General features: G+C 53.6%; 21 protein-coding genes and 3 pseudogenes. 13 read left to right on the top strand and 11 right to left on the bottom strand.

The genetic code is table 11. From position 1 onward, the window contains the following. Nucleotides 1-32: 32 nt before the first annotated feature. The gene (locus H8F27_RS13600; protein ID WP_231596289.1) at nt 33-179 is read right to left on the bottom strand and encodes a hypothetical protein; all 147 of its coding nucleotides are present in this window, start codon (nt 177-179) and stop codon (nt 33-35) included. Nucleotides 180-256: 77 nt separating this feature from the next. On the opposite strand from H8F27_RS13600, the gene H8F27_RS13595 reads away from it, so the two are divergent. Then, a complete protein-coding gene (locus H8F27_RS13595; protein WP_231596288.1) occupies nt 257-1,096 on the top strand; it encodes an IS481 family transposase in 840 nt (279 codons plus the stop codon). Between the two features lie 111 nt (nt 1,097-1,207). Here the strand turns inward: H8F27_RS13595 and H8F27_RS13590 are convergent, their stop codons facing one another. Beyond that, on the bottom strand, nt 1,208-2,161 hold the full coding sequence (locus H8F27_RS13590) for an IS1595 family transposase (RefSeq protein ID WP_197147974.1): 954 nt from the start codon (nt 2,159-2,161) through the stop codon (nt 1,208-1,210). A 200-nt stretch (nt 2,162-2,361) separates the two neighbouring features. On the opposite strand from H8F27_RS13590, the pseudogene H8F27_RS13585 reads away from it, so the two are divergent. From H8F27_RS13585 to H8F27_RS13560, 6 genes and pseudogenes are all read left to right on the top strand, one after another. Beyond that, nucleotides 2,362-3,977: pseudogene (locus tag H8F27_RS13585) on the top strand (IS3 family transposase). Between the two features lie 14 nt (nt 3,978-3,991). Continuing rightward, nucleotides 3,992-4,576 carry an ISAs1 family transposase gene (locus H8F27_RS13580; RefSeq protein WP_197148732.1) on the top strand — a complete coding sequence of 195 codons (585 nt, stop codon included), beginning with the start codon at nt 3,992-3,994 and terminating at the stop codon, nt 4,574-4,576. Nucleotides 4,577-4,813: 237 nt separating this feature from the next. Beyond that, entirely contained in the window at nt 4,814-5,158 is a 345-nt protein-coding gene (locus H8F27_RS13575; RefSeq protein WP_231596287.1) for a transposase, read from the top strand. 812 nt (nt 5,159-5,970) lie between these two features. Further along, a complete protein-coding gene (locus H8F27_RS13570) occupies nt 5,971-6,810 on the top strand; it encodes a GMC family oxidoreductase (RefSeq protein ID WP_197148730.1) in 840 nt (279 codons plus the stop codon). A gap of 616 nt (nt 6,811-7,426) precedes the next feature. Then, nucleotides 7,427-8,551: a glycosyltransferase family 4 protein gene (locus H8F27_RS13565; protein ID WP_197148728.1), complete on the top strand. Its 1,125-nt coding sequence runs from the start codon at nt 7,427-7,429 to the stop codon at nt 8,549-8,551. 1,111 nt (nt 8,552-9,662) lie between these two features. After that, entirely contained in the window at nt 9,663-10,859 is a 1,197-nt protein-coding gene (locus H8F27_RS13560) for a glycosyltransferase (RefSeq protein WP_197148726.1), read from the top strand. 515 nt (nt 10,860-11,374) lie between these two features. Here H8F27_RS13560 and H8F27_RS13555 read toward each other — a convergent pair. Continuing rightward, nucleotides 11,375-12,568 (bottom strand): annotated as a pseudogene (locus H8F27_RS13555) (exopolysaccharide biosynthesis polyprenyl glycosylphosphotransferase); the annotation flags it as partial. Nucleotides 12,569-12,614: 46 nt separating this feature from the next. Then, nucleotides 12,615-14,230: pseudogene (locus tag H8F27_RS13550) on the bottom strand (IS3 family transposase). A gap of 407 nt (nt 14,231-14,637) precedes the next feature. Between H8F27_RS13550 and H8F27_RS13545 the strand changes: the two are divergent. Then, nucleotides 14,638-15,639: a class I SAM-dependent methyltransferase gene (locus tag H8F27_RS13545; protein ID WP_231596683.1), complete on the top strand. Its 1,002-nt coding sequence runs from the start codon at nt 14,638-14,640 to the stop codon at nt 15,637-15,639. On the opposite strand, the gene H8F27_RS13540 is transcribed toward H8F27_RS13545, so the two are convergent. After that, nucleotides 15,636-15,872: a hypothetical protein gene (locus tag H8F27_RS13540; RefSeq protein ID WP_197148724.1), complete on the bottom strand. Its 237-nt coding sequence runs from the start codon at nt 15,870-15,872 to the stop codon at nt 15,636-15,638. The genes H8F27_RS13545 and H8F27_RS13540 overlap by 4 nt on opposite strands. Nucleotides 15,873-15,966: 94 nt before the next feature. Between H8F27_RS13540 and H8F27_RS13535 the strand changes: the two genes are divergently transcribed. After that, nucleotides 15,967-16,281: a DUF6439 family protein gene (locus H8F27_RS13535; protein WP_197153579.1), complete on the top strand. Its 315-nt coding sequence runs from the start codon at nt 15,967-15,969 to the stop codon at nt 16,279-16,281. Here H8F27_RS13535 and H8F27_RS13530 read toward each other — a convergent pair. Both H8F27_RS13530 and H8F27_RS13525 read right to left on the bottom strand, forming a co-directional pair. Beyond that, nucleotides 16,208-16,657, bottom strand: a complete 450-nt coding sequence (locus tag H8F27_RS13530) for an ATP-binding protein (protein ID WP_197148723.1) — start codon at nt 16,655-16,657, stop codon at nt 16,208-16,210. The two genes, H8F27_RS13535 and H8F27_RS13530, sit on opposite strands and share 74 nt — an antisense overlap. Before the next feature lie 31 nt (nt 16,658-16,688). Then, complete coding sequence (locus H8F27_RS13525) at nt 16,689-17,435, bottom strand: GUN4 domain-containing protein (protein WP_197148721.1); 747 nt, start codon at nt 17,433-17,435, stop codon at nt 16,689-16,691. A 67-nt stretch (nt 17,436-17,502) separates the two neighbouring features. Here H8F27_RS13525 and mnmH point away from each other — a divergent pair, with 67 nt between their 5' ends. Genes mnmH through H8F27_RS13505 form a run of 4 tightly spaced genes read left to right on the top strand, consistent with a single transcriptional unit; the run spans nt 17,503 to nt 21,052 of the window. Beyond that, nucleotides 17,503-18,570 (top strand): tRNA 2-selenouridine(34) synthase MnmH, encoded by a 1,068-nt coding sequence (gene mnmH, locus H8F27_RS13520; protein ID WP_197148719.1) that lies wholly within the window; start codon nt 17,503-17,505, stop codon nt 18,568-18,570. 24 nt (nt 18,571-18,594) lie between these two features. Continuing rightward, nucleotides 18,595-18,990, top strand: coding sequence for a photosystem II reaction center protein Psb28 (psb28, locus tag H8F27_RS13515; RefSeq protein WP_197148717.1), 396 nt, complete (start codon nt 18,595-18,597; stop codon nt 18,988-18,990). 3 nt (nt 18,991-18,993) lie between these two features. Next, complete coding sequence (locus H8F27_RS13510; RefSeq protein ID WP_197148716.1) at nt 18,994-20,046, top strand: AI-2E family transporter; 1,053 nt, start codon at nt 18,994-18,996, stop codon at nt 20,044-20,046. Nucleotides 20,047-20,050: 4 nt separating this feature from the next. Next, the gene (locus tag H8F27_RS13505) at nt 20,051-21,052 is read left to right on the top strand and encodes an AI-2E family transporter (RefSeq protein ID WP_197153578.1); all 1,002 of its coding nucleotides are present in this window, start codon (nt 20,051-20,053) and stop codon (nt 21,050-21,052) included. 11 nt (nt 21,053-21,063) lie between these two features. On the opposite strand, the gene H8F27_RS13500 is transcribed toward H8F27_RS13505, so the two are convergent. The 4 genes from H8F27_RS13500 to H8F27_RS13485 form a co-directional block, all read right to left on the bottom strand. Further along, nucleotides 21,064-22,650, bottom strand: a complete 1,587-nt coding sequence (locus H8F27_RS13500) for a GMC oxidoreductase (protein WP_197148714.1) — start codon at nt 22,648-22,650, stop codon at nt 21,064-21,066. A 233-nt stretch (nt 22,651-22,883) separates the two neighbouring features. Further along, nucleotides 22,884-23,711 (bottom strand): glycosyltransferase family 2 protein, encoded by an 828-nt coding sequence (locus H8F27_RS13495; RefSeq protein ID WP_197148712.1) that lies wholly within the window; start codon nt 23,709-23,711, stop codon nt 22,884-22,886. Between the two features lie 38 nt (nt 23,712-23,749). Further along, complete coding sequence (locus tag H8F27_RS18335; RefSeq protein ID WP_197148710.1) at nt 23,750-24,292, bottom strand: DapH/DapD/GlmU-related protein; 543 nt, start codon at nt 24,290-24,292, stop codon at nt 23,750-23,752. 175 nt (nt 24,293-24,467) lie between these two features. Beyond that, complete coding sequence (locus tag H8F27_RS13485) at nt 24,468-25,250, bottom strand: DDE-type integrase/transposase/recombinase (protein WP_231596286.1); 783 nt, start codon at nt 25,248-25,250, stop codon at nt 24,468-24,470. Nucleotides 25,251-25,285: the final 35 nt, after the last annotated feature.

Raw genomic sequence — 25,285 nt, 5'->3', positions numbered from 1 at the left:
CAGCATCAAGCTAAGTGTGATTTATCACCAGGTCATTCAGCGATCAGCAGCCGCTTGAGGCGCTGCTGATCGCTGAGGCCACCGAGAGCCATGTGGCACCTGATGCCGTTGTAGATCCCCAGATAGCGGGGTAGCCAGCAGTTGCGTTCAGCCGATGTCTGGTAGGTGTGTAGTCCCACCAGGTTGTTCAGCTGACAAAGGGGTGTGAGGTCGCCAGGGTCTGGGTGTCACCGCCCTTCCCAAGACCTCACATCCCATGCATAGCCACCCACTGGCCCGACTGACGCCGATCAGTCGGGAACGCCTGATTCGTCGGCACCTCGAGGAAGGCGTGCCGCTAAAGGCCCTTGCGGCGCAAGCCGGGATCAGCTTGCGCAGCGCCTACAAGTGGCTGGCGCGCTTCCGTGATGGCGGTGTAGCGGCACTGGCGGATCGACGGAGTGTTCGCCGCACCCAGCGGCGGACGCTCGATCCGCAGCAACTGAAACAGGCCGTGGATCTACGGCACCAGCGCTGCACGCTCCGCCGCATCGCCAGGGCCATCAAGGCGTCCCTCTCCACCGTCGGGAGGGTGATGAACTCGCTGGGGCTTGGCCGGCTCAAGAATCTGGAGCCCAAGAAACCAGTGCAGCGCTACCAGTGGGAGCGCCCGGGCGACATGATCCATGTCGACACAAAACAGCTGGCCCGTTTCGAGTGTGTCGGCCATCGGATCACCGGCGACCGCCGTCAAGGCTGCTCACCGGGTGCCGGCTACGAGAAAGTGCACGTCGCCATCGATGACGCCACCCGCCTGGCCTACGTCGAGGTGCTCGCCGACGAGCAGAAGGCGACGACTGTTGGGTTCCTGGCCCGGGCCGTCGGCTGGTTCTCGGAGCAGGGGATCACCTGCCGCCGAGTTCTCTCGGACAATGGTTCCGCCTACCGCTCCGGTGACTGGCGAAAAGCTTGTCAGGCACTGAGCCTGAAACCCATCCGCACCAAGGCATACACGCCGCAGACCAATGGTAAGGCCGAACGATTCATCAAGACACTGCTGGAGGAATGGGCCTACGTCATCGCCTACCTGTGTAGTCCCACCAGGTTGTTCAGCTGACAAAGGGCAGGGCCGCCTAAAAGTCTCTCCCGATAGCCCTTGGCGGTGCTGTCAGCATTGGGTTTGGTCGGCGGGTCTCAGTGCCCCCAATGCCAGAAACCCGTTTCTTGATTACCCATAAGCCTCCGCAACCCTGAGATCCCGCTCCGTGCAGGGCATGCAGCAACAGACCGCATTGGCAATGCGATCAGTCATCGCAACCATCGAGAAGCGCCGGTTGAACCGGAAGCAGAAGCCGCCCAGGTAGCGCCTGGCGTACTTGTCGAAATTGAAAGCGTGGAAGGTGCCGTTGAAGCCGGTCTTGAGGTTGCCCAGCACGGTGTTGATCCAACGGAACTGCGGCAAGTCGTTTGGGTGCTTCCCACCGGTGACGATGGCGTGATGGCTGCAGCCTGCCGTGGTCACGGCACGAAAGCAGGCCAGGCCATCGGAGAGCACCTGACTGCCGGGCGCCAGATGGCGCTTGGCCCACTCAGCGATGGCCTCTGAGCTGAAGCCACTCACGGCTGTGATCCTGGCGTGAATCAGCCGGCCCGCCTCATTCAAGGAGACGGCCGCGACGATGGGGATCTTGTTCTCTGAACCCCGACCTGCCTTGCCGCCCGGCAGTTCTCCGCCGAGGTAGGAATCATCGATCTGGACTTTTCCCCGCAGCAGGTAAGCCTCCTCCCGATCAGCCATCGCCCGCAGAATCTTGTGGTGCAGCAGCCAGGCGGTGTCGTAGTTCACGCCCAGGTGGCGGCTGAGCTCCAGCGAGGAGATCCCTGTTTTGGCCTGCCCGATCATGTAAAAGGCCAGAAACCAGGTGGTCAGAGGCAATTTCGTGGCCTGCATGATCGTGCCAGCCGTGAGCGTGGCCTGATGGCCGCAGCTGCGGCACTGATAGCGCTTGAGCCTGCGGCCATAGACCAGCCCATGCTCATGGCCATTGCAGCGGGGACAGCGGAACCCACCGGGCCAGCGCGCCTTCTCCAAAGCAGCCTCACATTGCACCTCGGTGCCGTAGAGCCGCTGGAAGTCAGGCAGTGAAAGGCCTTTCTGGAACTGGATGACGTTGCGCGCCATGACTGAACTGGTATGTGCGTACCAGTCTACGGCCCAGGCTCGCGGTGCGCGGAGCGAGCTGGGTAATCAAGACCCGTTTTGCTGCAGTAGATCAGCCCGCACCGGATGACCTGATCAGCTTCCTCAAGGCCATTCCCCCCGGTTTCAGGAAAGATGTCACCCCTTTGATCCATCCATCCGGGGGCTTGAGGACATGACCAATGCGCCGATACAGCGAGGCCGTTAAGGCTGATGTGAGGAGACGGATGCACCCGCCCCACAGGCAGAGCGTGGCCCGGATTTCAGAGGAGCTGGGCATTCACGTGATGACCCTCTACAAATGGAGGAAGGCCTGGCGGTTGCAGGGAGAGGTGGTGCCGGCATCCGAGAAGGAACCAGAGGGCTGGAACGCCGCCGACAAGTTCACGGTGGTGCTGGAAAGCGCCGGGCTCAATGCCACCGAACTCAGCGCCTACTGCCGCGAGCGGGGCCTGTTCCCTGAGCAGGTGAGCCGTTGGCGGCAGGCGGCCCAGGATGCCAACGCCAAGCCGGTGCTGACGATGGCCGAACAGAAGGAGCTCGAGAAGCTCCGCGCCCAGGACCAGCGGGAGATCAAAGCCCTCAGAAAGGAACTGCAGCGCAAGGAGAAGGCCATGGCGGAGATGGCGGCTTTGCTGGTGCTGCAAAAAAAGTGGGATGCCTTCTGTTCGGAGGACGCGGAAGGCTGACCAGCGCCGTGCACCGGCGGAAGGTGATCGAGCTGATCGGGGAGGCCAATGCTGCGGGCGCCGGCCTGGTGAGGGCCTGTGGTGTGATCGGCATCTGCCTGCGCACCCTCAAACGCTGGCGGAAGGCCTTCCTGGGTGATGGGGACGGCGTGGATCGCCGTAAAGGCAGTGCTCGGCTGGTGGGTCACCGCCTGAGCGAGGAAGAGCGCCAGCGAATCCTGCTGACGTGCAACCAGCCGGAGTACGCCGCGCTGCCGCCAGGGCAGATCGTGCCGGCACTGTCCGATCAAAAGCTCTTTATTGGTTCAGAGAGCAGCTTCTATCGGGTGCTGCACCAGGCGGGTCAGTGCCACCGCCGGGGGAGGGCCAGGCTGCCTCAAGAACCGCGCTCGGTGCCGCGCCTCAGGGCGGATGGCCCGAACCAGGTTTGGAGCTGGGACATCAGCTTCCTGCCGACCACGGTGCGGGGTGTGTGGCTCTACCTCTACCTGGTGATCGACGTCTGGAGCCGCAAAGTGGTGGCCTGGGATGTGGCCGAGGTGGAGTCGGCTCAGATCGCCGCGGATCTGGTGCAGCGGGCCTGCCTCAAGGAGCGCTACCACCGCCCCAACGGCTTTGGCCGCCGCCAGTGCCAGCAGCAGCCACTAATCCTCCACGCCGACAACGGCAATGCAATGCGCGGGGCGACGCTGGAATCACGGCTCGAGGAGATGGGCGTGCTCAGATCCTTCTCCCGGCCAAGGGTCTCAAACGACAACCCATACTCGGAATCCCTTTTCCGTACGGTCAAATACCGCCCCGACTACCCCAGCCGGCCATTCGCCAACAAAGAGGAGGCCTGTGAATGGGTGGCAGCATTTGTGGATTGGTACAACCACCGGCACCACCACAGCGCGATCAAATTCGTGACGCCCCACCAGCGCCACAGTGGAGCTGCCAAGGCCATTTGCCAGCAGCGCACTGATGTCTACGAGGCCGCCCGCCGTGCCAATCCAACGCGCTGGAGCGGTGCCACCCGCTGCTGGAGTCAACCGGCAGAAGTGTGGATAAACAAGCCAACAGAAGAGCCCGATCCGGTCCTGGCGCTACCCTTAATCAAGGCCGCCTGAATGGCAGCCAAGGAGTGACAACTTTCCTGAAAGTCACCGTTCCGGACGGGCGATACCGCCGTGGGGTTCGTTACCCGCAGTGGTTCCTGCTGCTGGTAGCCGTCCTCGGGATCCTGAGTGGCTGCCGCAGTTCCCGGGATCTGGAGGCGTTCGCCAGGAGGCACCGTGAGGCGTTGAATCAGGCGCTCGGCCTGGAGCTCAAGCGCTGGCCCTCGGATGCCACCTTTCTCTACCTCTTCAACAAGGCCCACCTGCAGGAATTTGGGCAGGTGCTGCAGGCCTGGATGATCAGCCAGATCCCAGGCGGGGCTGATGGTCTGGACCAGTTGGTGTGTGACGGCAAGACCCTGCGCGGCTCTGCCATCGAGACGGAGGAGGGCAGCCACCGTTTTGTGGCCAAGGTGACGGTCTATGCCCGGGCCCTTGGCGTCGCCATGGCCCAGAAGGCCTACGACACTCACGAATCCAGCGAGCGGGCTGCTCTCAAGGATCTGCTGAGCAGCCTTGACCTGGAAGGCGTGCTGATCCAGGCGGACGCGCTCCACACGACGCAGTCGTTTTTCACTGGTGCCTCTCCCAGGGGGCCGACGTGCTCCTGACCGTCTAGCCGAAGGCTTCTCCGAAGGAGTAGAGCAACCAGAAGAGCCTCTACCGCCAGATCGGCAGCCAGTTCCAGGGAAAGGGTCACATCCCGTTCACGGCAACCGACCGCGAGAAGCGCCACGGGCACGACACCGTCTGGGAGCTGCAGGCCCTAGCCGAAGGCTTCCGCGGAGCGGTAGGAGGCCCCGGAGCACATCAAGGCCAACTGGCCTGGCAGCGCCTGGATCGTGGAGGTGATCACCGACACGCTGACCCGCAAGGGCAAGCGCAGCGTGCGGCGGCATCTATTCCTCACCAGCGTGCGCACCACTCCAGAAGCCTTGCTGCGCCTGATCCGGCAGCGCTGGAGCATTGAGAACGAGTGGCACTGGGCCCGCGACGCCCAACTGGGTGAGGACGCCCATCGCTACGCCAACCGGATCGGTGCTCCAGTGTTCGCCTTCCTGCGCACCATCGTGATGAACTTGCTACGGCGCGGCGGTTACCGCTCGATCCGCCAAGGTCTGCGCGAGCTGGCCTACGACATCAAGGGAATGCTGGCGCTGGGAGGAGTGACAAAAGCCAGGAGCGCACCTTGAACATACTTTTAGTTCGCTGCACAACAAAAAGCTATGATCGGGAGTAGCACTGCAGTTGGCTTATGGGCCTTATTGACCTTAAAACAATACCTGCCGGACAGACCTTCAATGCTGATGTGGTCATTGTCGGCGCTGGAGTCGCTGGTCTTGTTCTTGCGGATGCACTGCGAGGCAGCGGAATGTCTGTTGACGTGTTGGAGGCAGGGGGGGCCTCGTTAGAGCCAGAGAGCCAGGCCCTTTATGAAGCTGAGATGGCCGGAGTTCTACATATGGGTACAACCGAGGGACGCTTCCGCGTATATGGAGGGTCATCCATTCGCTGGGGAGGGCAACTACTACCCTTGAGGGCTAGCGATTTCAATGTCAGGCAGCATATTTCCTTCAGTGGTTGGCCTATAGGCTTTAGTGATCTAGAGCCTTACATACGAACCTGTGAGGAGTTGCTTGGCGTTAACCATACACCGTACAATTCCGATCTACTACGGCAACTGCCTATGCCAAGGCCTAGCCTTACTGAACCTGATCTGCTGTTACGTTTTTCAAAATGGGCACCTTTTCGGTGTAGGAACCTAGCTCACACGCTGGGGAAGCGATGCCTGGCTGAACCAAAATTCCGAATCTTTCTACATGCTTGCGTCAGCGCAATAGAGTTGAACTCAGATGGACACCATGTTGAATATTTGAGAGCAGTTACACCGAATGGCAGCATCTATAGTTTTCATGGGAAGCAGATAGTGATTTCAGCCGGGAGCATCGAGACAAGTAGGCTCCTACTTGCTTCACGCAGCGTTCACACCAACGGGATATGCAACTTGACTGACCAATTGGGACGCTGGTTTCATGATCATCTCTCCGTCAAAGCTGCAACACTTATGCCATTCGGTAGACGCAAGTTTCTCAATATGTTCGCACCATGGTTTATTGGAGATACACGGCACACTATAAAGCTGGAAACCAGCGATGCCTGGCAGGAGAAACATTCATGCCTCAACGTGATGGGTCATTTGGTTTTTGAGTCAGCCGAAAACTCCGCTTTTGCCTGGCTTCGACAACAACTATTGGCTCAACAGAGCAATTTAGGAAGCAATGAAAAGCTTGCGAACCCGAGCCTTCAACAGTTACCCAAGGAAACTCTTGATTTGCTCTACCTAATTTGGAAAAGAGTAGTGCGTCAAAGACGCTGGTGTCCATCAAATGCAGAAATCAAATTATGCATTGATACCGAACAGCAACCAAACCCTGATAGTCGCATTCGATTATCGAAGACACTCGATGCAATCGGTATGCCCAAGGCTGTAGTGCAATGGCAATGGGGAGAATCTGAGCGCCATGCGTTTCAGTCATATAGGAACTTGTTTAACCGACAATGGAGCATATGGGACTTAGGTGAAATATACTGGAATGAAAGCTTTGAGGCTGGCAGTGGGTGGGAAAAGAGTGTTTCAGATATCTACCATTTGATGGGTGGAACCCGCATGTCTCTTGGCCCTAAAGACGGAATTGTCGACGCGGAATTGAGGGTACACGGGATTGATAATCTCTCTGTGGCTAGTCTTTCGGTGTTTCCAACAGGCGGTAGTTCAAATCCCACCTTTACCTTGATGATGCTGACTCTACGCTTGGCAGACCGTCTCTTGTCACGTAGACAATAATTCACAAAACGATAGATGCTCCACAGCACACGTTGTGAGACAATATCAATACGAAATTATTCCTAAGAGCTGCACCCAACCCCCTAAATGCTTAGATCATGAACCAGTAGTGTCTCAAATGCAATTGATCACGCCGCCCCATTGCTGCAATGACAACTATGTTGAAACATTACCTATTAATCCACAGGCGTGATCACGCCTGCAGTGTTTGCCCTGTTTAATTGTGTAAAGTTAATATATTTATATCATCAAGTGACCTGTTCAGTGCCAACCTCTTGGTCTGCTCCACTGCAGGAATGGCCTCCCGTCTCGGGTGGCAAAGCAAAGGTCGGAATATTGGCTAAGATTGGAAGAACGGGCATCCCCATGCCTTTTAGCCAACCCAAAAGCGACACTAATTATGAACTGGCTACATCAGCCTAAATGCTTTGTGCATAAAAGGGCTGATCTTGACAATCAATTTGGCCAACTTGCTTCCTGCCTATTATTCATGAGTACATTCCATGCTATCTATTCAAGTAACGCCTTCACAGACTTGCAAATATATCAAAACATTTGAGCAACACTGAGACAAACAATTATCACAATTACACACAATCACCATAGCTATAAGAATTTGAGAATCACTATCCTACAAGGTGCTTTCTTACCCGTACCCACCTTGCGTGGTGGTGCGGTTGAAAAAATGTGGTTTGAACTCGGCAAGCAATTTTGCTCGAAGGGCCATACGGTAACCCAGGTTTCCCGGCGATTCCCAGGGTTACCAGCATCGGAAACTATTGAAGGAGTCAAACACATACGCATAAAAGGCTATGATTGGCCGTCTAATCCCTTGATGCATAAACTTCTTGATTTTATCTATACGCTTAGATCATTAAAATCTCTGCCTAAGGCGGATATTTTAATAACAAATACTTTTTGGTCGCCAATACTGGCTACTCCTTTCCAGCATAGATTTGGACGAATTGTTGTTGACATACAAAGAATACCAAAGGGCCAAATTCGTTTTTACAGTTCGGTAGCATGCCTCAGAGCCAATAGTTCATCGGTACAACAAGCAATTATAGCCGAGGCCCCAAATCTTGCGAATAAAGTAGCAGTCATTCCAAACCCACTACCATACAACCCCCCTCCATTGTTATCAACTAAAACTGAGAAAGTTATTCTTTATTGTGGAAGACTCCATCCAGAGAAAGGAATTGACCTATTGCTTCACGCTTTCCAATTAGCCTGTCAGCGAGGATTATCTAATTGGTCACTCCGCTTGGTAGGCTCTGCAGACGTCTCAGCAGGCGGAGGAGGCTCTGTGTGGATAAAACGCCTAGTTAACTTGTATTCAAGCGACGGTTTGCCAGTTGAATGGCTCGGTCCATTATATAACGAGCATGAACTTCAAGAACAATATAGTCGGGCGACCATATTTGTCTATCCGTCTCTCGCCGATAACGGTGAAAGTTTTGGTATGGCTCCATTGGAAGCAATGGCGTTTGGGGCAGTGCCAATTGTGAGCTCTGTAGCATGCTTTCAAGACTTCATAAAGCCTGAAGTTAATGGTTTAATATTCAATCATAGGCACCTAGACGCAGTGACGATACTTTCTACTGCTATCATAAAATTGGCTAACAGTCCAGAGGTGTGCAGTATTCTCAGCAGAAATGCTCTTAAGGTACGGCAAACCCACCATCCATCTGCTATTGCAGAAGAATTTATAAACTGTTTCGCTGCTCAATTCAAAGACTAAGCTTCTTATGCCGGCCCATAAGTACAAATAGTAATTGATGTGTCAAAGCTGTTATAATGGTGAAATTTATAGATTATTGCGTTGTCAGTACTTGAAAGTATCGTATCGAAGGCGCGATGATTGACCCTTGCAAATCCTAACATGAATTATGTACTAGGTATCAGTTACTTACCATATAGCGCAAGACTCTTACATCAAAACTGAGTTGGAACTACTCAATTCACTAAATAATAAGAAAGCTACTATATTCCCTATGAAAGGGGTAGGAGAATAATTGCATTCTAGCAATATAGCGTTGCGAGTAGCCACGCACAGTTTTATGTCTGAATATGTCAACAATTCGCTCTCACAGATAAACACCAAATAAAGATTATGGATTTTTATACCATGTTAATACCAGATACTTTTTGGTTCAAAAAAATTGCAAAGACCCTATCAGAGATTGACGCTAGGGAAGTTCGACAGGCGGGGTTGCTACTCACTGATAATTGTAGGTGAATCCCTAGGCAGACACCAAACAGCGGTCGTGGTGGACACTTGATTGCTGGTGCCATCCGCTAGAATAGGAGATAGCTTGGAGATCCATAGATCTATTCAATTATCAACAATCCCCACCTACAATGAGATTCCATATAAGAAAGTATTTTATTGCTTCAGCTTTATTTGTTTTTGCGTCAATACTTAACTTTGCGTTTCCCTCCTTCGGCTTATATCCTATATACATAGTACCATTATGCTATACAGCAACGAATTGCAACCGACTCATAGCAATATTTTTGGCTATAGCTACGTCTACCATTACTGTTCTCCTTGCGTTACCGAATCACAACCTGGCAAATTTAAAAATAGACATCATTATAGTGCGCTCAATATTGATGCTTTCTGTGATTTTTTTGTATATTAATTATCATATAACTGTTTCCGCATCGAGAAAAAGAATTGAAGCTCTCCAATCACTGCTTCAAACCTGCGCAAATTGCGGCTCTATTCTATGCTCTGACAATAAGTGGCAATCGGTTCCTCCACTGAAAACATACCTTCAAGATCAAAAAATAAGTTTAGTTGAGTCCTGTTCACAGCCAAATTGCAAACAAATCTAGTACCGCTACAAATGAAGATCCTCCATGTGATCCAATCAGTAAATCCTCAACACGGTGGGCCTATTGAGGGAATCCGCCAACAGGCAAGACAACACAAACTCCAAGGAACCATTGTTGAGATAACGAGCCTTGACAGCGTAGACGACAACTTCCTTGCTTTTCCTAATACCCCAGTTTACCCCTGCAAGTTAACATTTTTCGACAACATATTTCCAGTGTCACTGCTGAAGTGGCTTAAACTGCATCATTCTAGATACGATGCAATAATTTTAGATGGAATTTGGGGCTTCCATCTACTTGCTAGCTGGTTAGCACTTAGGAAATCAACCACTCCTTACTACATATTTAGCCATGGCATGCTTGACCCTTGGTTTAAAAATACTTACCCGGTCAAACATTTAAAAAAATGGCTGATTTGGCCTTGGGCTATATACCCTGTAATACGCGACGCAGAAGCACTTTTATTCACCTGCGAGCAAGAAAAGTTATTAGCTCGCGAATCCTTTTGGCTCTATGATTGTCAAGAAGTTGTTATTGACTATGGTACAGAAGGAATTCCTAATCCCGAAGAAGACTTTTCACGTGAATTTTTAGACCAGCATCCTCAACTCGATCATAAGCAAGTTTTCCTATTTTTAGGGCGAGTCCATCCCAAAAAGGGGCCAGACTTGCTTATTAAATCTATTTCATTATTGCAAAAAGAAGGCCATTGGGATCCAGCAAAAATGCAAGTTGTAATGGCTGGCCCTGCCGACAGCAAATACGCTAGGCACCTTGTCAATATTGCAAATAAACTTGGTGTATATGATTCAATTTACTGGACTGGCATGATTACGGGGAATCAAAAGTGGGGTGCATTTCAAGCTGCTGATGCATTCATTCTACCATCCCACCAAGAAAACTTTGGTATTTCCGTTGCCGAGGCCCTTTCGTGCAGTCTTCCCGTCCTAATTTCATCTAAAATTAACATATACACTGAAATAGAAAAATGTCGAGCAGGTTTAGTTGAATTGGATGATCTTCATGGAACAGCAAATCTAATCAGGCGATGGCTTGCTCTTGATCAAAACCAAAAGTCTGTCATCAGGAGGGCCGCGAGGGATTGCTTTGAAAAACGATTCCATATATCAAAGACTTCTGAATCTATTAATAGGACATTATTAAGAGGGATGATTGCTAAGAAACGTACACATGATTTACCTGGGTAAGTTGATATCAAAGTATTGCTAATGCTATCCCTTATACCAGCAAAGCGGAGGGTGTTGTCAGTTATATATTATTATATTTGGCAATGGAGTCTTTAACTATTAGAACAGCACTTTGACTGGTCCGCGTTCAAATACCATTTAACCTGGAGTCTTGTCCAGGTTGTAGAAATTAGCTTGTTTCAGAGAAGATTATTTACTCATTATTAAGCTCTTGGAGGAAGTAGACTACATCTTTACACTAATGAAAGGCTTATTTGCCCGAAGCTAAAAATAAGGGGCTAGAAAGTTAAGATTTATTTCATAGTTACCAGTTTATGAGCTGCGTAGACTGCTTCGATGGGGTAGCTGAGCGGTACATAGAATTCTTGTAGCATTGATTTTACTCTAAAGCTGGTTCGTGATATTGCAATAAATATAGCATGCATGTGCTTACTATTTTAGATTAATGATATCGAGGCAAATTAGTGACAACCATTAGGCAAAAGCAATTATAGTCTTGGATAACGTTTGAGCATTTAATACGCCTTGTGCGAAAAAAGGCTGATAAAAGTACGTAATATTATTGCTAAATCAAGGGAAAATCTCCATTCCCGCTGATAGCGGAGATCTGCTTCTACTCGATTGGCCATGGATAACAGATCGCGGGTTTCTCCTCGCCATCCCTCTACCTGGGCCAATCCTGTAAGGCCAGGCTTAAAAGCATGGCGCTGCATGTAACCAGGAATCAGCTTTCTATAGCTTTCATTGTGATCGACTGCATGGGGCCTGGGCCCAACAATACTCATTTCACCTCTTAATACATTGATGAGTTGAGGAAGCTCATCTAGACTCCACCTGCGTATGAATTTTCCAACCTTTGTGACCCGCGGATCATCCTTACTTGCCTGACGAAGCCCCTTCGTCGTACCTGCTTCCATTACTCGCATGGACCTAAACTTTATCATTCGAAACTTTGAACCATTCATGCCGTAGCGGTCTTGGGCAAAAAATATGGGCCCAGGGCTGGAGACCTTCACCGCGATGGCGATGATGACCAGGAGTGGAGATAGCAGCAGTAGGGCAACGGCGGAAGTTATTAAGTCAAACATACGTTTTAAATTAGCAGTAAAACGTGAATGCTCGCCCCCCCAAAGACTGAGGCAGTGGGTATCGCCGAATTGCTCAACCTGGAAACGCATACCTTGGCCAGCCCAATGGGGTGCGTAAACTATTGGTAGACAAGTGTCACCGAAAAATTCGAGAATTTCATTCATATTGATTTCACTGCTGGGAAGGTGACTGAAAACAATTAGGTCCACAGTGTTGCTTGAAAGCCAGCGCCTCATATCACCAAGACTGCCTGAGCAAGGTATCAAATGCCCAGCTTGATAGTCTGGCCGAGGCGGATGGGGACTAAACCACTTCTCCATATAGAGGCCAAGCCAGGGGGCATTGATCAATTTACTGCTAAATTTGGCTGCTGCATCAGCAGAACCCCAGTAAAGGATTGAGCGACGATTGCCTCCTCGTATTCTGTGCAAGCGTAAATACTTACGCAAGCCAACGTGAGAAATTTCAAGCAAGACTAAGGTTATTGCTGCCCAAGCAACAAAACCAGTTCTGCCAAAGTATTCAGATGACCTAGTGAAGTAGGTTAATACCAGCAGCACCATTATTACAATGAACCACCGGTTAACTATCTTGAGAAAGAGATCCTTGAGACTTCCCTGCCGAAAACGGTGACTTTCAGGAAAGTTGTCACTCCTTGGCTGCCATTCAGGCGGCCTTGATTAAGGGTAGCGCCAGGACCGGATCGGGCTCTTCTGTTGGCTTGTTTATCCACACTTCTGCCGGTTGACTCCAGCAGCGGGTGGCACCGCTCCAGCGCGTTGGATTGGCACGGCGGGCGGCCTCGTAGACATCAGTGCGCTGCTGGCAAATGGCCTTGGCAGCTCCACTGTGGCGCTGGTGGGGCGTCACGAATTTGATCGCGCTGTGGTGGTGCCGGTGGTTGTACCAATCCACAAATGCTGCCACCCATTCACAGGCCTCCTCTTTGTTGGCGAATGGCCGGCTGGGGTAGTCGGGGCGGTATTTGACCGTACGGAAAAGGGATTCCGAGTATGGGTTGTCGTTTGAGACCCTTGGCCGGGAGAAGGATCTGAGCACGCCCATCTCCTCGAGCCGTGATTCCAGCGTCGCCCCGCGCATTGCATTGCCGTTGTCGGCGTGGAGGATTAGTGGCTGCTGCTGGCACTGGCGGCGGCCAAAGCCGTTGGGGCGGTGGTAGCGCTCCTTGAGGCAGGCCCGCTGCACCAGATCCGCGGCGATCTGAGCCGACTCCACCTCGGCCACATCCCAGGCCACCACTTTGCGGCTCCAGACGTCGATCACCAGGTAGAGGTAGAGCCACACACCCCGCACCGTGGTCGGCAGGAAGCTGATGTCCCAGCTCCAAACCTGGTTCGGGCCATCCGCCCTGAGGCGCGGCACCGAGCGCGGTTCTTGAGGCAGCCTGGCCCTCCCCCGGCGGTGGCACTGACCCGCCTGGTGCAGCACCCGATAGAAGCTGCTCTCTGAACCAATAAAGAGCTTTTGATCGGACAGTGCCGGCACGATCTGCCCTGGCGGCAGCGCGGCGTACTCCGGCTGGTTGCACGTCAGCAGGATTCGCTGGCGCTCTTCCTCGCTCAGGCGGTGACCCACCAGCCGAGCACTGCCTTTACGGCGATCCACGCCGTCCCCATCACCCAGGAAGGCCTTCCGCCAGCGTTTGAGGGTGCGCAGGCAGATGCCGATCACACCACAGGCCCTCACCAGGCCGGCGCCCGCAGCATTGGCCTCCCCGATCAGCTCGATCACCTTCCGCCGGTGCACGGCGCTGGTCAGCCTTCCTCTTCCTCCGAACAGAAGGCATCCCACTTTTTTTGCAGCACCAGCAAAGCCGCCATCTCCGCCATGGCCTTCTCCTTGCGCTGCAGCTCCTTTCTGAGGGCTTTGATCTCCCGCTGGTCCTGGGCGCGGAGCTTCTCGAGCTCCTTCTGTTCGGCCATCGTCAGCACCGGCTTGGCGTTGGCATCCTGGGCCGCCTGCCGCCAACGGCTCACCTGCTCAGGGAACAGGCCCCGCTCGCGGCAGTAGGCGCTGAGTTCGGTGGCATTGAGCCCGGCGCTTTCCAGCACCACCGTGAACTTGTCGGCGGCGTTCCAGCCCTCTGGTTCCTTCTCGGATGCCGGCACCACCTCTCCCTGCAACCGCCAGGCCTTCCTCCATTTGTAGAGGGTCATCACGTGAATGCCCAGCTCCTCTGAAATCCGGGCCACGCTCTGCCTGTGGGGCGGGTGCATCCGTCTCCTCACATCAGCCTTAACGGCCTCGCTGTATCGGCGCATTGGTCATGTCCTCAAGCCCCCGGATGGATGGATCAAAGGGGTGACATCTTTCCTGAAACCGGGGGAAACTTCCATACATGCCAGAGCCTGGAAGCAGCAAGGCCGTTAGGCCAAGCACCCATAGCCAGCTGGGGAGCAGCAGCGGTGACGGTTCGGGGATGTATTGGCCCACAAGTAGCTGGAATGTTCCCGCCGCTATGAGCGGATCGCCTATCCTCTGGAAGCGAGCTAAGTCGCCGCCGCTTTGCCGAAGTATTCCGTTGAAGGCAGATGACTGCATAGCCTATTATAAACTAAACATCATGCAGAAAACAATCTTGTCAGGTTACCCTGCGTCAGCCGCCAATCCACTTGCAAATCAGCTAACAAAAATAGCTTACAAGACTCTACAGCAGAGCAAGGTTCTAATGGGAGCGGCCCACAAGCAGGTGAGCTCTCGGTTGATGGAGATGGTTGGCCCCTCCGGCTTGCCGCCAACTTTACCTACTCCCCCAGAGTTGCTTGAGGCCCTAAGTCGATCGATGGATGCGCTGATCTCTCTAGATTGGTTTCAGGCTGAGACGGGCCTCTATCCCACATCGCTGCTGTTTGATGCTCCTTGGCTTGATTGGGCGAGCAGGTATCCATTGATTTGGCTGGACATGCCGTCCATCTGGAATCGCCGCAGCCAGCGTAACGTGCGTGACTTGCCCGCCCTTGCAAAAACCGGCATTTTTCCAGAATATTACCTCCAAAATTTCCACCATCAGACCGATGGCTATTTGAGCGACCACTCCGCAAACCTTTACGACCTCCAGGTTGAAATCCTCTTCAACGGCACCGCTGATCCGATGCGGCGCAGACTGCTGGCGCCGTTGCTCCGTGGTCTTAAAGCTTTTGTTGGCCGGCCAGCTTCTCGAATACGGGTTCTAGACCTAGCTACAGGTACAGGACGCACCCTACGCCAAATTCGCGGTGCCCTGCCCAAAGCCCAGCTCGTAGGCCTCGATCTTTCCTCAGCGTACCTGCGTCAGGCCAACAAGTGGCTCAGCCAGTTGCCTGGCGAACTTCCCCAGCTCGTACAGGGCAATGCAGAGGCTACGCTATTTGGCTCAGGTACTTTTCAGGCTATTACCTGTGTTTTTCTCTTCCATGAGTTGCCTGTCGAAGCCCGTCAGCAAGTTATTAAAGAGGCCTTCCGCCTGCTAGAGCCAGGCGGTGTGATGGTGCTAGCGGATTCAGTGCAGCTAGCTGATTCACCTCAGTTCAGCCCGGTTATGGAGAACTTCCGGCGGATTTTTCATGAGCCTTACTACCGTCATTATATCACCGATGACATCGTAGCCAAGCTCAGGGAGGGAGGCTTTGAGGAGATCTCCGCTGAATCCCACTTCATGACTAGGGTTTGGTCAGCTCGCAAACCTGCCTAATCGCGCAGCAACCAAGTCGCCAGCATACCAAAAGTGCCCCAACGTATCCCTCGCCAAAACAGCCCATCTACCCGGTTGCAGTGGTGGAGTTGGCCGGGCAAGGGGTTGAGCATGCGCTGCATTAGGGCGAGGCGCTGCCGCTGGCGCCGCTGAAATACACCGCTACCTTGGATGGCCATACCAGCCTGGCTGAGCAGGGCATCGAGCAGATGCAGAAGTCGAATTGGCCTCATAGTTGTCCCACCCTCACCCCAGCCATGGCGAACTGGCACCAAGATGGATCTACCTGTGTGCAAACATCCAGTGCCAAGTTCCTTGACCGGTCAATTGGCAAAGCCTAGTTTCCGCTGGCCCGAGGGCGCCCATGGGCAGGCCGTTGCTCTCCAGCGCCAGCTGGCCCTCGGGGATAGAGATTGGCATGCCCTCAAGGGCCAGCGATCCAGGCGTGCCGCCGAGCAGCTGGCGGCGGCCCTGGTACTGCTGCTGGCTGGGGACGAGCCCGCCGCTAACCAGAGCGGCCCTGCCAGGTTGGCGGCCATTGAACTTGTGGAAAACGGCCTTGGTTGGCTCAAGGGCGAGCTGGCCGATCCTGGCTGCCCCAGCCACCGGCCGGTGTCAGCAGTTCGGCCCGCTGCCGACTGACGGCCAGTTGCAGCCGGTTGCCCCGGCTGCTCCAGCGCACGTCGTCGAAGCAGTGGTGGATCAGATAGAGCCCCCTGCCGCTGGCAGCATCGGGCTGCAGGGGCAGGGCGGCGATGCGCGCTGCCGGCTCCACCCCCGGGCCCTGATCCTGCACCTGCCAGACCAGCCAGCGGGGGGTTTCAATCCGGCGTACCCTCAGATATTTGTCTGGATCACAGCCATTGCCGTGGCGCACCGCATTGACCAGGGCCTCATGCAAGCCGAGCTGCACCTGGCCCTGCATCTGGCGGCAGCACACCGGTTCGATCAGCACCTCCAACAGCGGTGCCAGCTGCAGGGTGGAAGGCAGGATGAAATCCGACCAGCGCAGGGCCATCGGGCGGGAATCCGCAGGTGCCGATTTGACCCTAGGCCGTTGCAGGCCCTCCAGCTCCGCCACCCATACGCCGTTGCACGGCCGGGTGACTCAGCAGGGCATCCATCAGGCGCACCCCGCGTAGCTGGTTGACCAGGGGCATGTGGCCTTCCGGGGCCCCAATTGTCCACTGGAAGGATCCGGGGTAGCGGGTCCACTGGCGACCCTGCTTCCAGGCCAGCTTGGGCCAGAGCTGGTCCCAGCGCCTATTGCAGCTAGCCAGCAGCCTCGCCTGCACCGAAAAGCCAAAGCGGCCCCGGGAGAAACACACCCAAAGCCGATCCAGGCTCTCGAGGTCGAGCTCGGGCATGGTCCCCACTTCGCTGTAGTACACGTAACCCCGCTGCTCGGCAGCGGGGCCCGCCAGCTGGCGCAACAGGGCGCTGGTGAGCCGGTCAGCCTGTTCAAACTGCTGCAACATCAGGGCCCGTTGCAGTGGCTCAAACGACAGGGCAGCGGCGCTGGCACTGGCCAGCCAGCCAGCGCCATAGCGGGCGAGAAAGGCCTCGCTGAGACCATCCTCCTCCGCCAGCAACAGCTGGATCAGGAAGCCGGCCGCCCAGTCATCACTGCTCGGATCGAGCCGCTCCAGATGGTTTGCAATCAGCGGGCGCAGAGCCTGGCTACTGGCTTCCAAGGAGCCAACCATGGCACGTCGTTGCCGCCCGTTAGCAGCCTGAAAGCGCTCAAGCAGGGCCTCAGGTGTGGATGCAGCGGTGACCGGGGCTCCGGAAAGCATGGATGGGGGATTGAGCCTGATGCGGTGCCACGTGGGCCCACTATGTCAGCAGAGAATCCTTTCAGCCATGCCAGGCGGCACCCTATCGCTGACCGTGGATGCCTTCCTGGCGTCCGGCGGCCCGCTGGTGGACGTTCGCAGCCCCGGCGAATTTGACCAGGGCCATATTCCCCAGGCGATCAACCTGCCCCTGTTTAGCGATGGGCAGCGGGCCCAGGTGGGCATCTGCTATGGGCAGCAGGGCAGACAGGCGGCCGTGTTGCTGGGGCTAGCCCTGGTGGCCCCCAGGCTCCAGGAGCTGGCCCAGGGGCTCAGCGCCCTTGCCCAGCCGGGCCAACCCCTGCGCCTGCATTGCTGGCGTGGGGGTATGCGCTCGAGCAGCATGGCTTGGCTGGCCAGCAGTCTTGAGCTCCCCGTAGTGCTCCTCCATGGTGGCTACAAGGCCTTCCGGCGCTGGGTGCTGGCCAGTTTTGAACGGCCCTTGCCGCTGCTGCTGCTGGCTGGGCGCACCGGCACGGGAAAGACCAACCTGCTCGAGGCCCTCGCCCAGCGGGGCCAGGCGGTGGTGGACCTGGAGGGCCTGGCTAACCACCGCGGCAGCAGTTTTGGTGGCCTGGGCATGGCCCCCCAGCCCAGCAGCGAACACTATGAAAATCTGTTGGCCGCAGCCCTGCTGGCCCTCCAGGGGCGCTCCCCCATCTGGCTCGAGGCTGAGAGCGCCCAGGTGGGGCGTTGCCGCATTCCCGCCGCACTCAGGCGGCAAATGGGGGAGGCGCCAGCAATTGAGATCCGGCGATCCCAGCAGGAACGGGTCAGGCAGCTGGTGGCGACCTACGGCCCCCATGGCCAGGAGGCCCTGAGGGCAGCCACAGCACGCATATCACGCCGCCTGGGCCCCCAGCGCAGCGCAGCCGCCCTCGCTGCGATTGAGGCCAGCGACTGGGCCGGAGCCTGCGCGCAGATGCTCGATTATTACGATCGCTGTTACGACCACGAACTCACCCGGCGCGAGCGACCCCTGCTGAGCAGCTTCGATCTGAGTGACCTGGACCCCGCGGCAGCTGCGGAGCTTCTGATCAGCAACTCAAACTGGCAGCAGTCGTCCGCCAAGAAGGGGTACAGGCCAAGCTCCTAAGGTAGGTGTTTGTTCCCGCTTGCCATGGGCGCTGTCATTCAATTCTTTCGGGGTGTAGCAGAGCGTGCTGTACCGGATATCCGTCTGACCCGCTCCCGTGACGGCCGCACCGGCCAAGCCCTGTTTGTGTTCGAAGAGCCCGATGCCCTGGCCCCGGAGAGCATGGGCGACATCACCGGCATGTTTTTGGTGGATGAGGAGGGAGAACTGGTGACGCGGGAGGTCAAGGCCCGCTTCGTCAACGGCAAGGCCACGGCCCTGGAATGCACCTTCACCTGGAAGAACACAGAAGACTTCGAGCGCTTCATGCGCTTTGCCCAGCGCTACGCCGAGGGCCACGATCTTGGCTTTTCAGGCAACCAGGGCGAGGAGGAGGCGGAGCCTCAGGGTCAGGTGCGGGGTCAGCAAGAAGAGCTCTGAGCCATGAAATTCGGCCAATGGCTGGGGCTAGTGTCGCTTTTGGCATCCCTGGTGCTGCTCTGGAGCCTGCGCCAGAGCATGCTCAATTTGTTTGGCGCCTTGGTACTGGCCATGGGCCTCTGCACACTTACTGGATCCGTAAGGGAACGACTAAACTGCTCGAGAGCGTTAGCCCTATTGCTGAGTATCGGCCTAATTGGCACGATCCTGGCCATATTGCTGATAGCTGTTGTCCCGCTGTTTGTGGATCAGTTCTTGCATTTGCTGATCCAAGTTCCGCATGCTGGTGCCTTCGTACTTGATCTACTGCGCAATGCGATTGAAGAATCAAGCTCGGTTTTTAATGGCAAAAATGTTGGCAGCTTGACATGGCTAAAAGAGCTGCGAATCGACTACGTAGCAGCCGGCAATGCCTTAGCTAGTAGTCTAATCAAGTTCGCGGAAGAAGCCGGTTCTGGAATTGTACAGCTGTTATTTGTGATTGCACTATCCTTGATGGTTGCAGTCCAGCCGAATGCCTATCGGGAGGTAGGAATTCAGCTAATACCCTCCTTCTATCGACGACGCTTTCGCCAAGTGTTGGTGCAATGCGGCAACTCCCTCAGCGCCTGGATGGTTGGAGTGCTGATAAGCTCAATCTGTGTAAGCGCACTGTCAGCAATCGGCCTGAGCCTGCTGGGAGTTAAACTTGTGGCCGCAAACGCATTACTAGCTGGTCTGCTGAACATAATTCCAAACATAGGGCCGACATTAAGTACAGTTTTTCCTATGTCAGTGGCAGTTTTCGATGGACCCTGGAAATCCTTGGCAGTACTGCTACTGTACATTGGAATTCAGAATCTTGAGTCTTATATAATTACACCTGCGGTGATGCATAAGCAACTTAAGCTTCTGCCCGGCCTCACTCTCACGGCTCAACTTGTTTTTACTGTAATTTTCGGACCACTTGGGCTGCTACTCGCTTTGCCCTTAGCTGTATGTATTCAGGTGCTGGTGCGTGAGGTATTGATTAGCGACATTCTGGATCCTATAGGTCACAAAAACGTTGAGTGTTAACGAATTGAGCGGTCGTACCCTATTGGGAGCCTTTGCTCTTCTGGTTCTGGGTCTGCTGACTTGGGAACTGCGCTGGGTGCTGCTCGTGTTGTTCGGAGCCGTGGTGTTGGCAGTAGCCCTGGATGTGCCCATCTCAGCGATACGCCGGCTATTACCCCTAAACAGGCCAACGACACTAGTGGTTGTGCTGTTGGTTCTGGTGCTAATGAGTGGACTACTTGCCCAGATGCTACTGCCGGAATTGATGCAGCAGCTAAAACAACTAACCGACCTACTACCAGCCCTAGCAGCTCGCCTGAGCAGCCTGGCCAGCCAAGTCACCTGGCTGCCAAATCTGGAAGCACAGCTGATCGAATTGGGCACCTGGGATCGGTTACAACCTCTTGGCAGCCAACTGTTGGGCTATGCGGGTGGTGCGGCCAGCGCCACGATCCAGTTGCTGCTAATGGCCCTACTTGCAATCCTGTTGGCACTTGATCCTCGCAGCCACCAGAGGTTGATTCTCGACTTAACACCGGCCTTTTGGCGACCGCAGATGGGCGCGCTGCTCAGCGAGTGCCGCGAGGGCTTAGGCGGTTGGCTGGCTGGTATGACAATATCTGCAATAAGTGTGTTTCTGCTCACCTGGGCAGGTCTGGCCCTGTTGGGGGTTCCATTGGCCCTAATAAGCGGTCTCCTGTGCGGTCTAATGACATTTGTCCCCACGGTCGGCCCAAGTGCTGCAACCCTTCTGCCATTATCAATTGCACTGCTGGGAACTCCAACCAAACTGATTCAGGTTTTGGTATTTCGTCTAACACTGCAAAATTTCGAAGCATTTTTGATAACGCCGATTATGCTGCGACGCACTGTTAATCTTCTTCCAACTGTGGCGCTCATCTCACAGCTTTGCCTTGGGGCCCTGCTGGGTCTTGCCGGGGTTCTCTTAGCACTTCCACTGGCGGTAGTTTTACAAGTGATATTTAAAGAAGTAATTGCTAAAGAATTAATGGATAGATGGACCTAGACAACCGATAGTTAACGCATATCAGATTTTAAACGATCAGCGAGTCGCAATGCAAGCATCATCAGTGTCAGCGTAGGGTTAGCGGAACCACCGGTAGGGAAAACCGAAAGGCTTGCAATTGACAAATTAGCAATTCCATGAACTGCCAAGTCCGAGTCAACGACACCAGAGTTAGGATTTTTAGACATACGAGTGCCGCCCATAATATGATAGCTGTCAATGGCATGCTTTTCCCAGTCACTACTTTCATCAAAATCAACAAGCCAGGTAAGCTCTCCAAGATTCCAAGCCTTCCACTGGGCGGCAAATAGCTGCTTGTAGGCAGCAAAAGATCTACGTTCGCATTCTCCCCAATGCCAATGAATAACGGCTTTTGGCATCCCCAAAACGTCAAAGTTACGAGAGAGGGTGATCCTGTTATCGGGGGTAGGACATTGCTCAGAATCAATCCTAAGCATAATATTTGCAGTTTTCGGACACCAAAGCCGCCGAGCAGCTAACCGCATCCAGATTAGGTAAAATATGTCAAATATTTCTGCAGAAGACGTAAGAAGCGGGACAGAGCGTAAGCAGTGGGGAGCAAAACCAAATTTATATGAATGCACCTGATGACTAAGCCAAGCAAAAAGCGATGAACTTTTATATTCAAACAAAATTTGTCCGCTAATATTTGTTACCTTATTGCGAGCCTGCCATGCAGCTGTGGTCGAAAATTTTAAATTATGGCGTGTATTTTCTAGGTACCAAGGAGAGATCATATTCAAGAACTTCTCTCGATCCTTAGGACATAGAATGGCCGCATTCACGGCTAGATGATCGTGAAACCAGCGGCCGAGGTGGCCTGATGAATTACCAATACCATTACTATGTACACTGCTAGATGCGAGTAGAAGTCTACATATTTCGATACTTCCAGCTGCGAGTACGACCTGCTTTCCGTGAAAGCGAAAAGCTTTTCCGTTGGCTGCTCGGACTTGTACATAGCTTACGCTAGAGCCAGATTCATCAGTGAAAATGTTGGTTGCTGTGGCATGCAAAAAGACCCGGGTATTTTTATCGTCAATACACTTTTTACCGAGAGTGCGGGCCATATTTCGATATCTATAACCAGCCCTTTTAGAAAAACGATACTGTAAGCCTGGTTCGCTCAAGGGTGGAACTGGGGAAGAAAGGTAGTTTTGTAAATCTGAACAATATGAGAGATGGTCGACCCCCAGCAAAAGTTCAGCTGCATGCAGATATGGAGATAAATCAGAAGAGCTAAGCGGCCAGCCAGTGTTTGGAATATGGGTCTTCAATTCAAAGTCGCTCGGCATCATGGTTAAAAGTTGAGCGCCCCAACGACTCGTGGAGCCACCATACATTCGGAAACGACCATCTTTAGTGCCTGCATGGTATTTACCAGCCATCTCAGCATCGTTCATATCATGACTTGTCTGTTCGTAGGTAAGTCCACCCGTTTCGAGAATATCAACAGTAAAACCAGCAAACCTAAAACGATCTGCAATAACTAACCCAGCAACACCAGCTCCAACTACAAGCAGATCACAATGAAACTCGGAGGTAGTATTAGCTTGCGCAAGGTCAATAATAGACATTAAAAATGGGGTAAGCTAGAGGGAAAGGTGCTAGATATATAAAAATCTAAATAAGACAAAATGCTAAGCTTTAGCCAATTAATACGTAATAACAAAGGGTGTGGATGCCGGCAAAAAATTACGAGGGGTGAGCTTGGTAAATGAATTTATACTAGCCCATCCCGTGCGCATGGGAAGAGATTAAAAAAAGGGACATGCTCATGGCAGCGAAAACACCATATCTGGAAAAATTATCAACGCAAAGAAGACAGGCGGATCTCCGTCATTTTGAGCTGAATAATAAGTTCATAATATGCTAACATTAAGCAATAACTCAATCCAGCTTGACCCTCAAGAAAACCGCCACGCAATACGTAAGTAAACAAAAAACGCCCCAGTGGCCAACCAGGTAGCTGCCCAAGCAGGAGCTTAAGGGTTTTGTTTCGATTAGTCGGGCTAGCTACAAAAATGTCGGAGAATCTTGCCTTGTGTAAAGATCGTTCATTTGCCTCTAGAGTTGCGTAACGGTTGTGCCTGTGAATCCAAGCAGACCAACCCTTACTGAAACCATAATGGAGATAGGGTTCCCTTAAAAACTGAAGCATCCCAATCACAGTCCCTTCTTTTTGACCATGCCCTACGTCAATAAACCGTACTCGTTGATTGCGTATTAAGCGAACTTGCCACTTAGGAAAATTGTCAGAGTTCTTAAGCCATACACCATTTAAGAGCATCTTACAGCAACAGAAAAAACCTGCGATTTCATTGGAAGCGGTGTCAATGGCTCTCTCAACAGCTGAACGGAAATTTATTGTGGCAACTTCATCAGCATCTAGAAACAAAATCCAATCATCCGGAGACTTAAGGTTCAATTGATCAAGTGCCCAGTTGCGCTGAGCGCCAAAAGCTTCGAAGGGATGCTCGAGTAGTAACGAACCATGATCAATCGCGATCTGCCTCGTTTGGTCTGTACTGCCGGAGTCAACTACAACCAGTCTACCAAAGCCTTCTAGCGATAAAAGACAACGGGGCAGGTCAGCCTCCTCATTCATAGTCAAAACAACAATAGTAAGGTCTTTCATAATACGCAATTAAAAAAACTCATAAATTATCAAAGAGTCTATGTTTTACTTAGGGGGCGGGCAGGATTACCAGCTACCACTGTATCTGGCGAAACATCACGTGTGACAACCGAACAAGCGCCTACAACTGAACGGCATCCAATTTTTACACCAGGCATAACAAAGACACGTGCGCCAATAAACGTATCATAATCTACAATTATAGGGGCGGTCACAAGAGGGAGCTCAACAGTGCTTAAGTCATGCGTTCCAGTGCACAAATAGGACTCCTGGCCGATAACAACGCGCCTTCCTATTATAACCTGATCAAGTGAATATATATTAGATCTATCACCTAAGCTAGCACCAGACCCTAGCGTTAAATTCCAAGGTACCTGTATTCGTGCACGCTGATGTACAAAGGGGGTACATTCGACCTTAGCACCAAATAAACGAAGGATGAGAAGGCGCCAGCGATTAAGAGGCTTTGGGGTCCAAGCGCAGAGGAGTGACCATGTGATCTCCCAAGTCAATAGACCTAGCCGCTGCTTCCTAGTCCAGGGGGATGTACCACGAGGTGGCAAGTTTAAATGAGCAGGCATAGTAATTAATCACAAACAATCAATGCAGCTCTAATATAACATATAATCTACAGTAGGGCACCTCGAAAAATACGATCAGCCCTTGCGTTGAGGCGACTATAGCTTATAATTTGGATAGTTAATTGCATCCCTGGTACGGTGACTTTCAGGAAAGTTGTCACTCCTTGGCTGCCATTCAGGCGGCCTTGATTAAGGGTAGCGCCAGGACCGGATCGGGCTCTTCTGTTGGCTTGTTTATCCACACTTCTGCCGGTTGACTCCAGCAGCGGGTGGCACCGCTCCAGCGCGTTGGATTGGCACGGCGGGCGGCCTCGTAGACATCAGTGCGCTGCTGGCAAATGGCCTTGGCAGCTCCACTGTGGCGCTGGTGGGGCGTCACGAATTTGATCGCGCTGTGGTGGTGCCGGTGGTTGTACCAATCCACAAATGCTGCCACCCATTCACAGGCCTCCTCTTTGTTGGCGAATGGCCGGCTGGGGTAGTCGGGGCGGTATTTGACCGTACGGAAAAGGGATTCCGAGTACGGGTTGTCGTTTGAGACCCTTGGCCTGGAGAAGGATCTGAGCACGCCCATCTCCTCGAGCCGTGATTCCAGCGTCGCCCCGCGCATTGCATTGCCGTTGTCGGCGTGGAGGATTAGTGGCTGCTGCTGGCACTGGCGGCGGCCAAAGCCGTTGGGGCGGTGGTAGCGCTCCTTGAGGCAGGCCCGCTGCACCAGATCCGCGGCGATCTGAGCCGACTCCACCTCGGCCACATCCCAGGCCACCACTTTGCGGCTCCAGACGTCGATCACCAGGTAGAGGTAGAGCCACACACCCCGCACCGTGGTCGGCAGGAAGCTGATGTCCCAGCTCCAAACCTGGTTCGGGCCATCCGCCCTGAGGCGCGGCACCGAGCGCGGTTCTTGAGGCAGCCTGGCCCTCCCCCGGCGGTGGCACTGACCCGCCTGGTGCAGCACCCGATAGAAGCTGCTCTCTGAACCAATAAAGAGCT

The sequence above is a fragment of the Synechococcus sp. CBW1108 genome, assembly GCF_015840335.1.
Classification (GTDB): domain Bacteria; phylum Cyanobacteriota; class Cyanobacteriia; order PCC-6307; family Cyanobiaceae; genus Cyanobium_A.
Note: the sequence above shows the minus strand (reverse complement) of the source record. Positions and strands in the feature narration are given on the sequence as shown.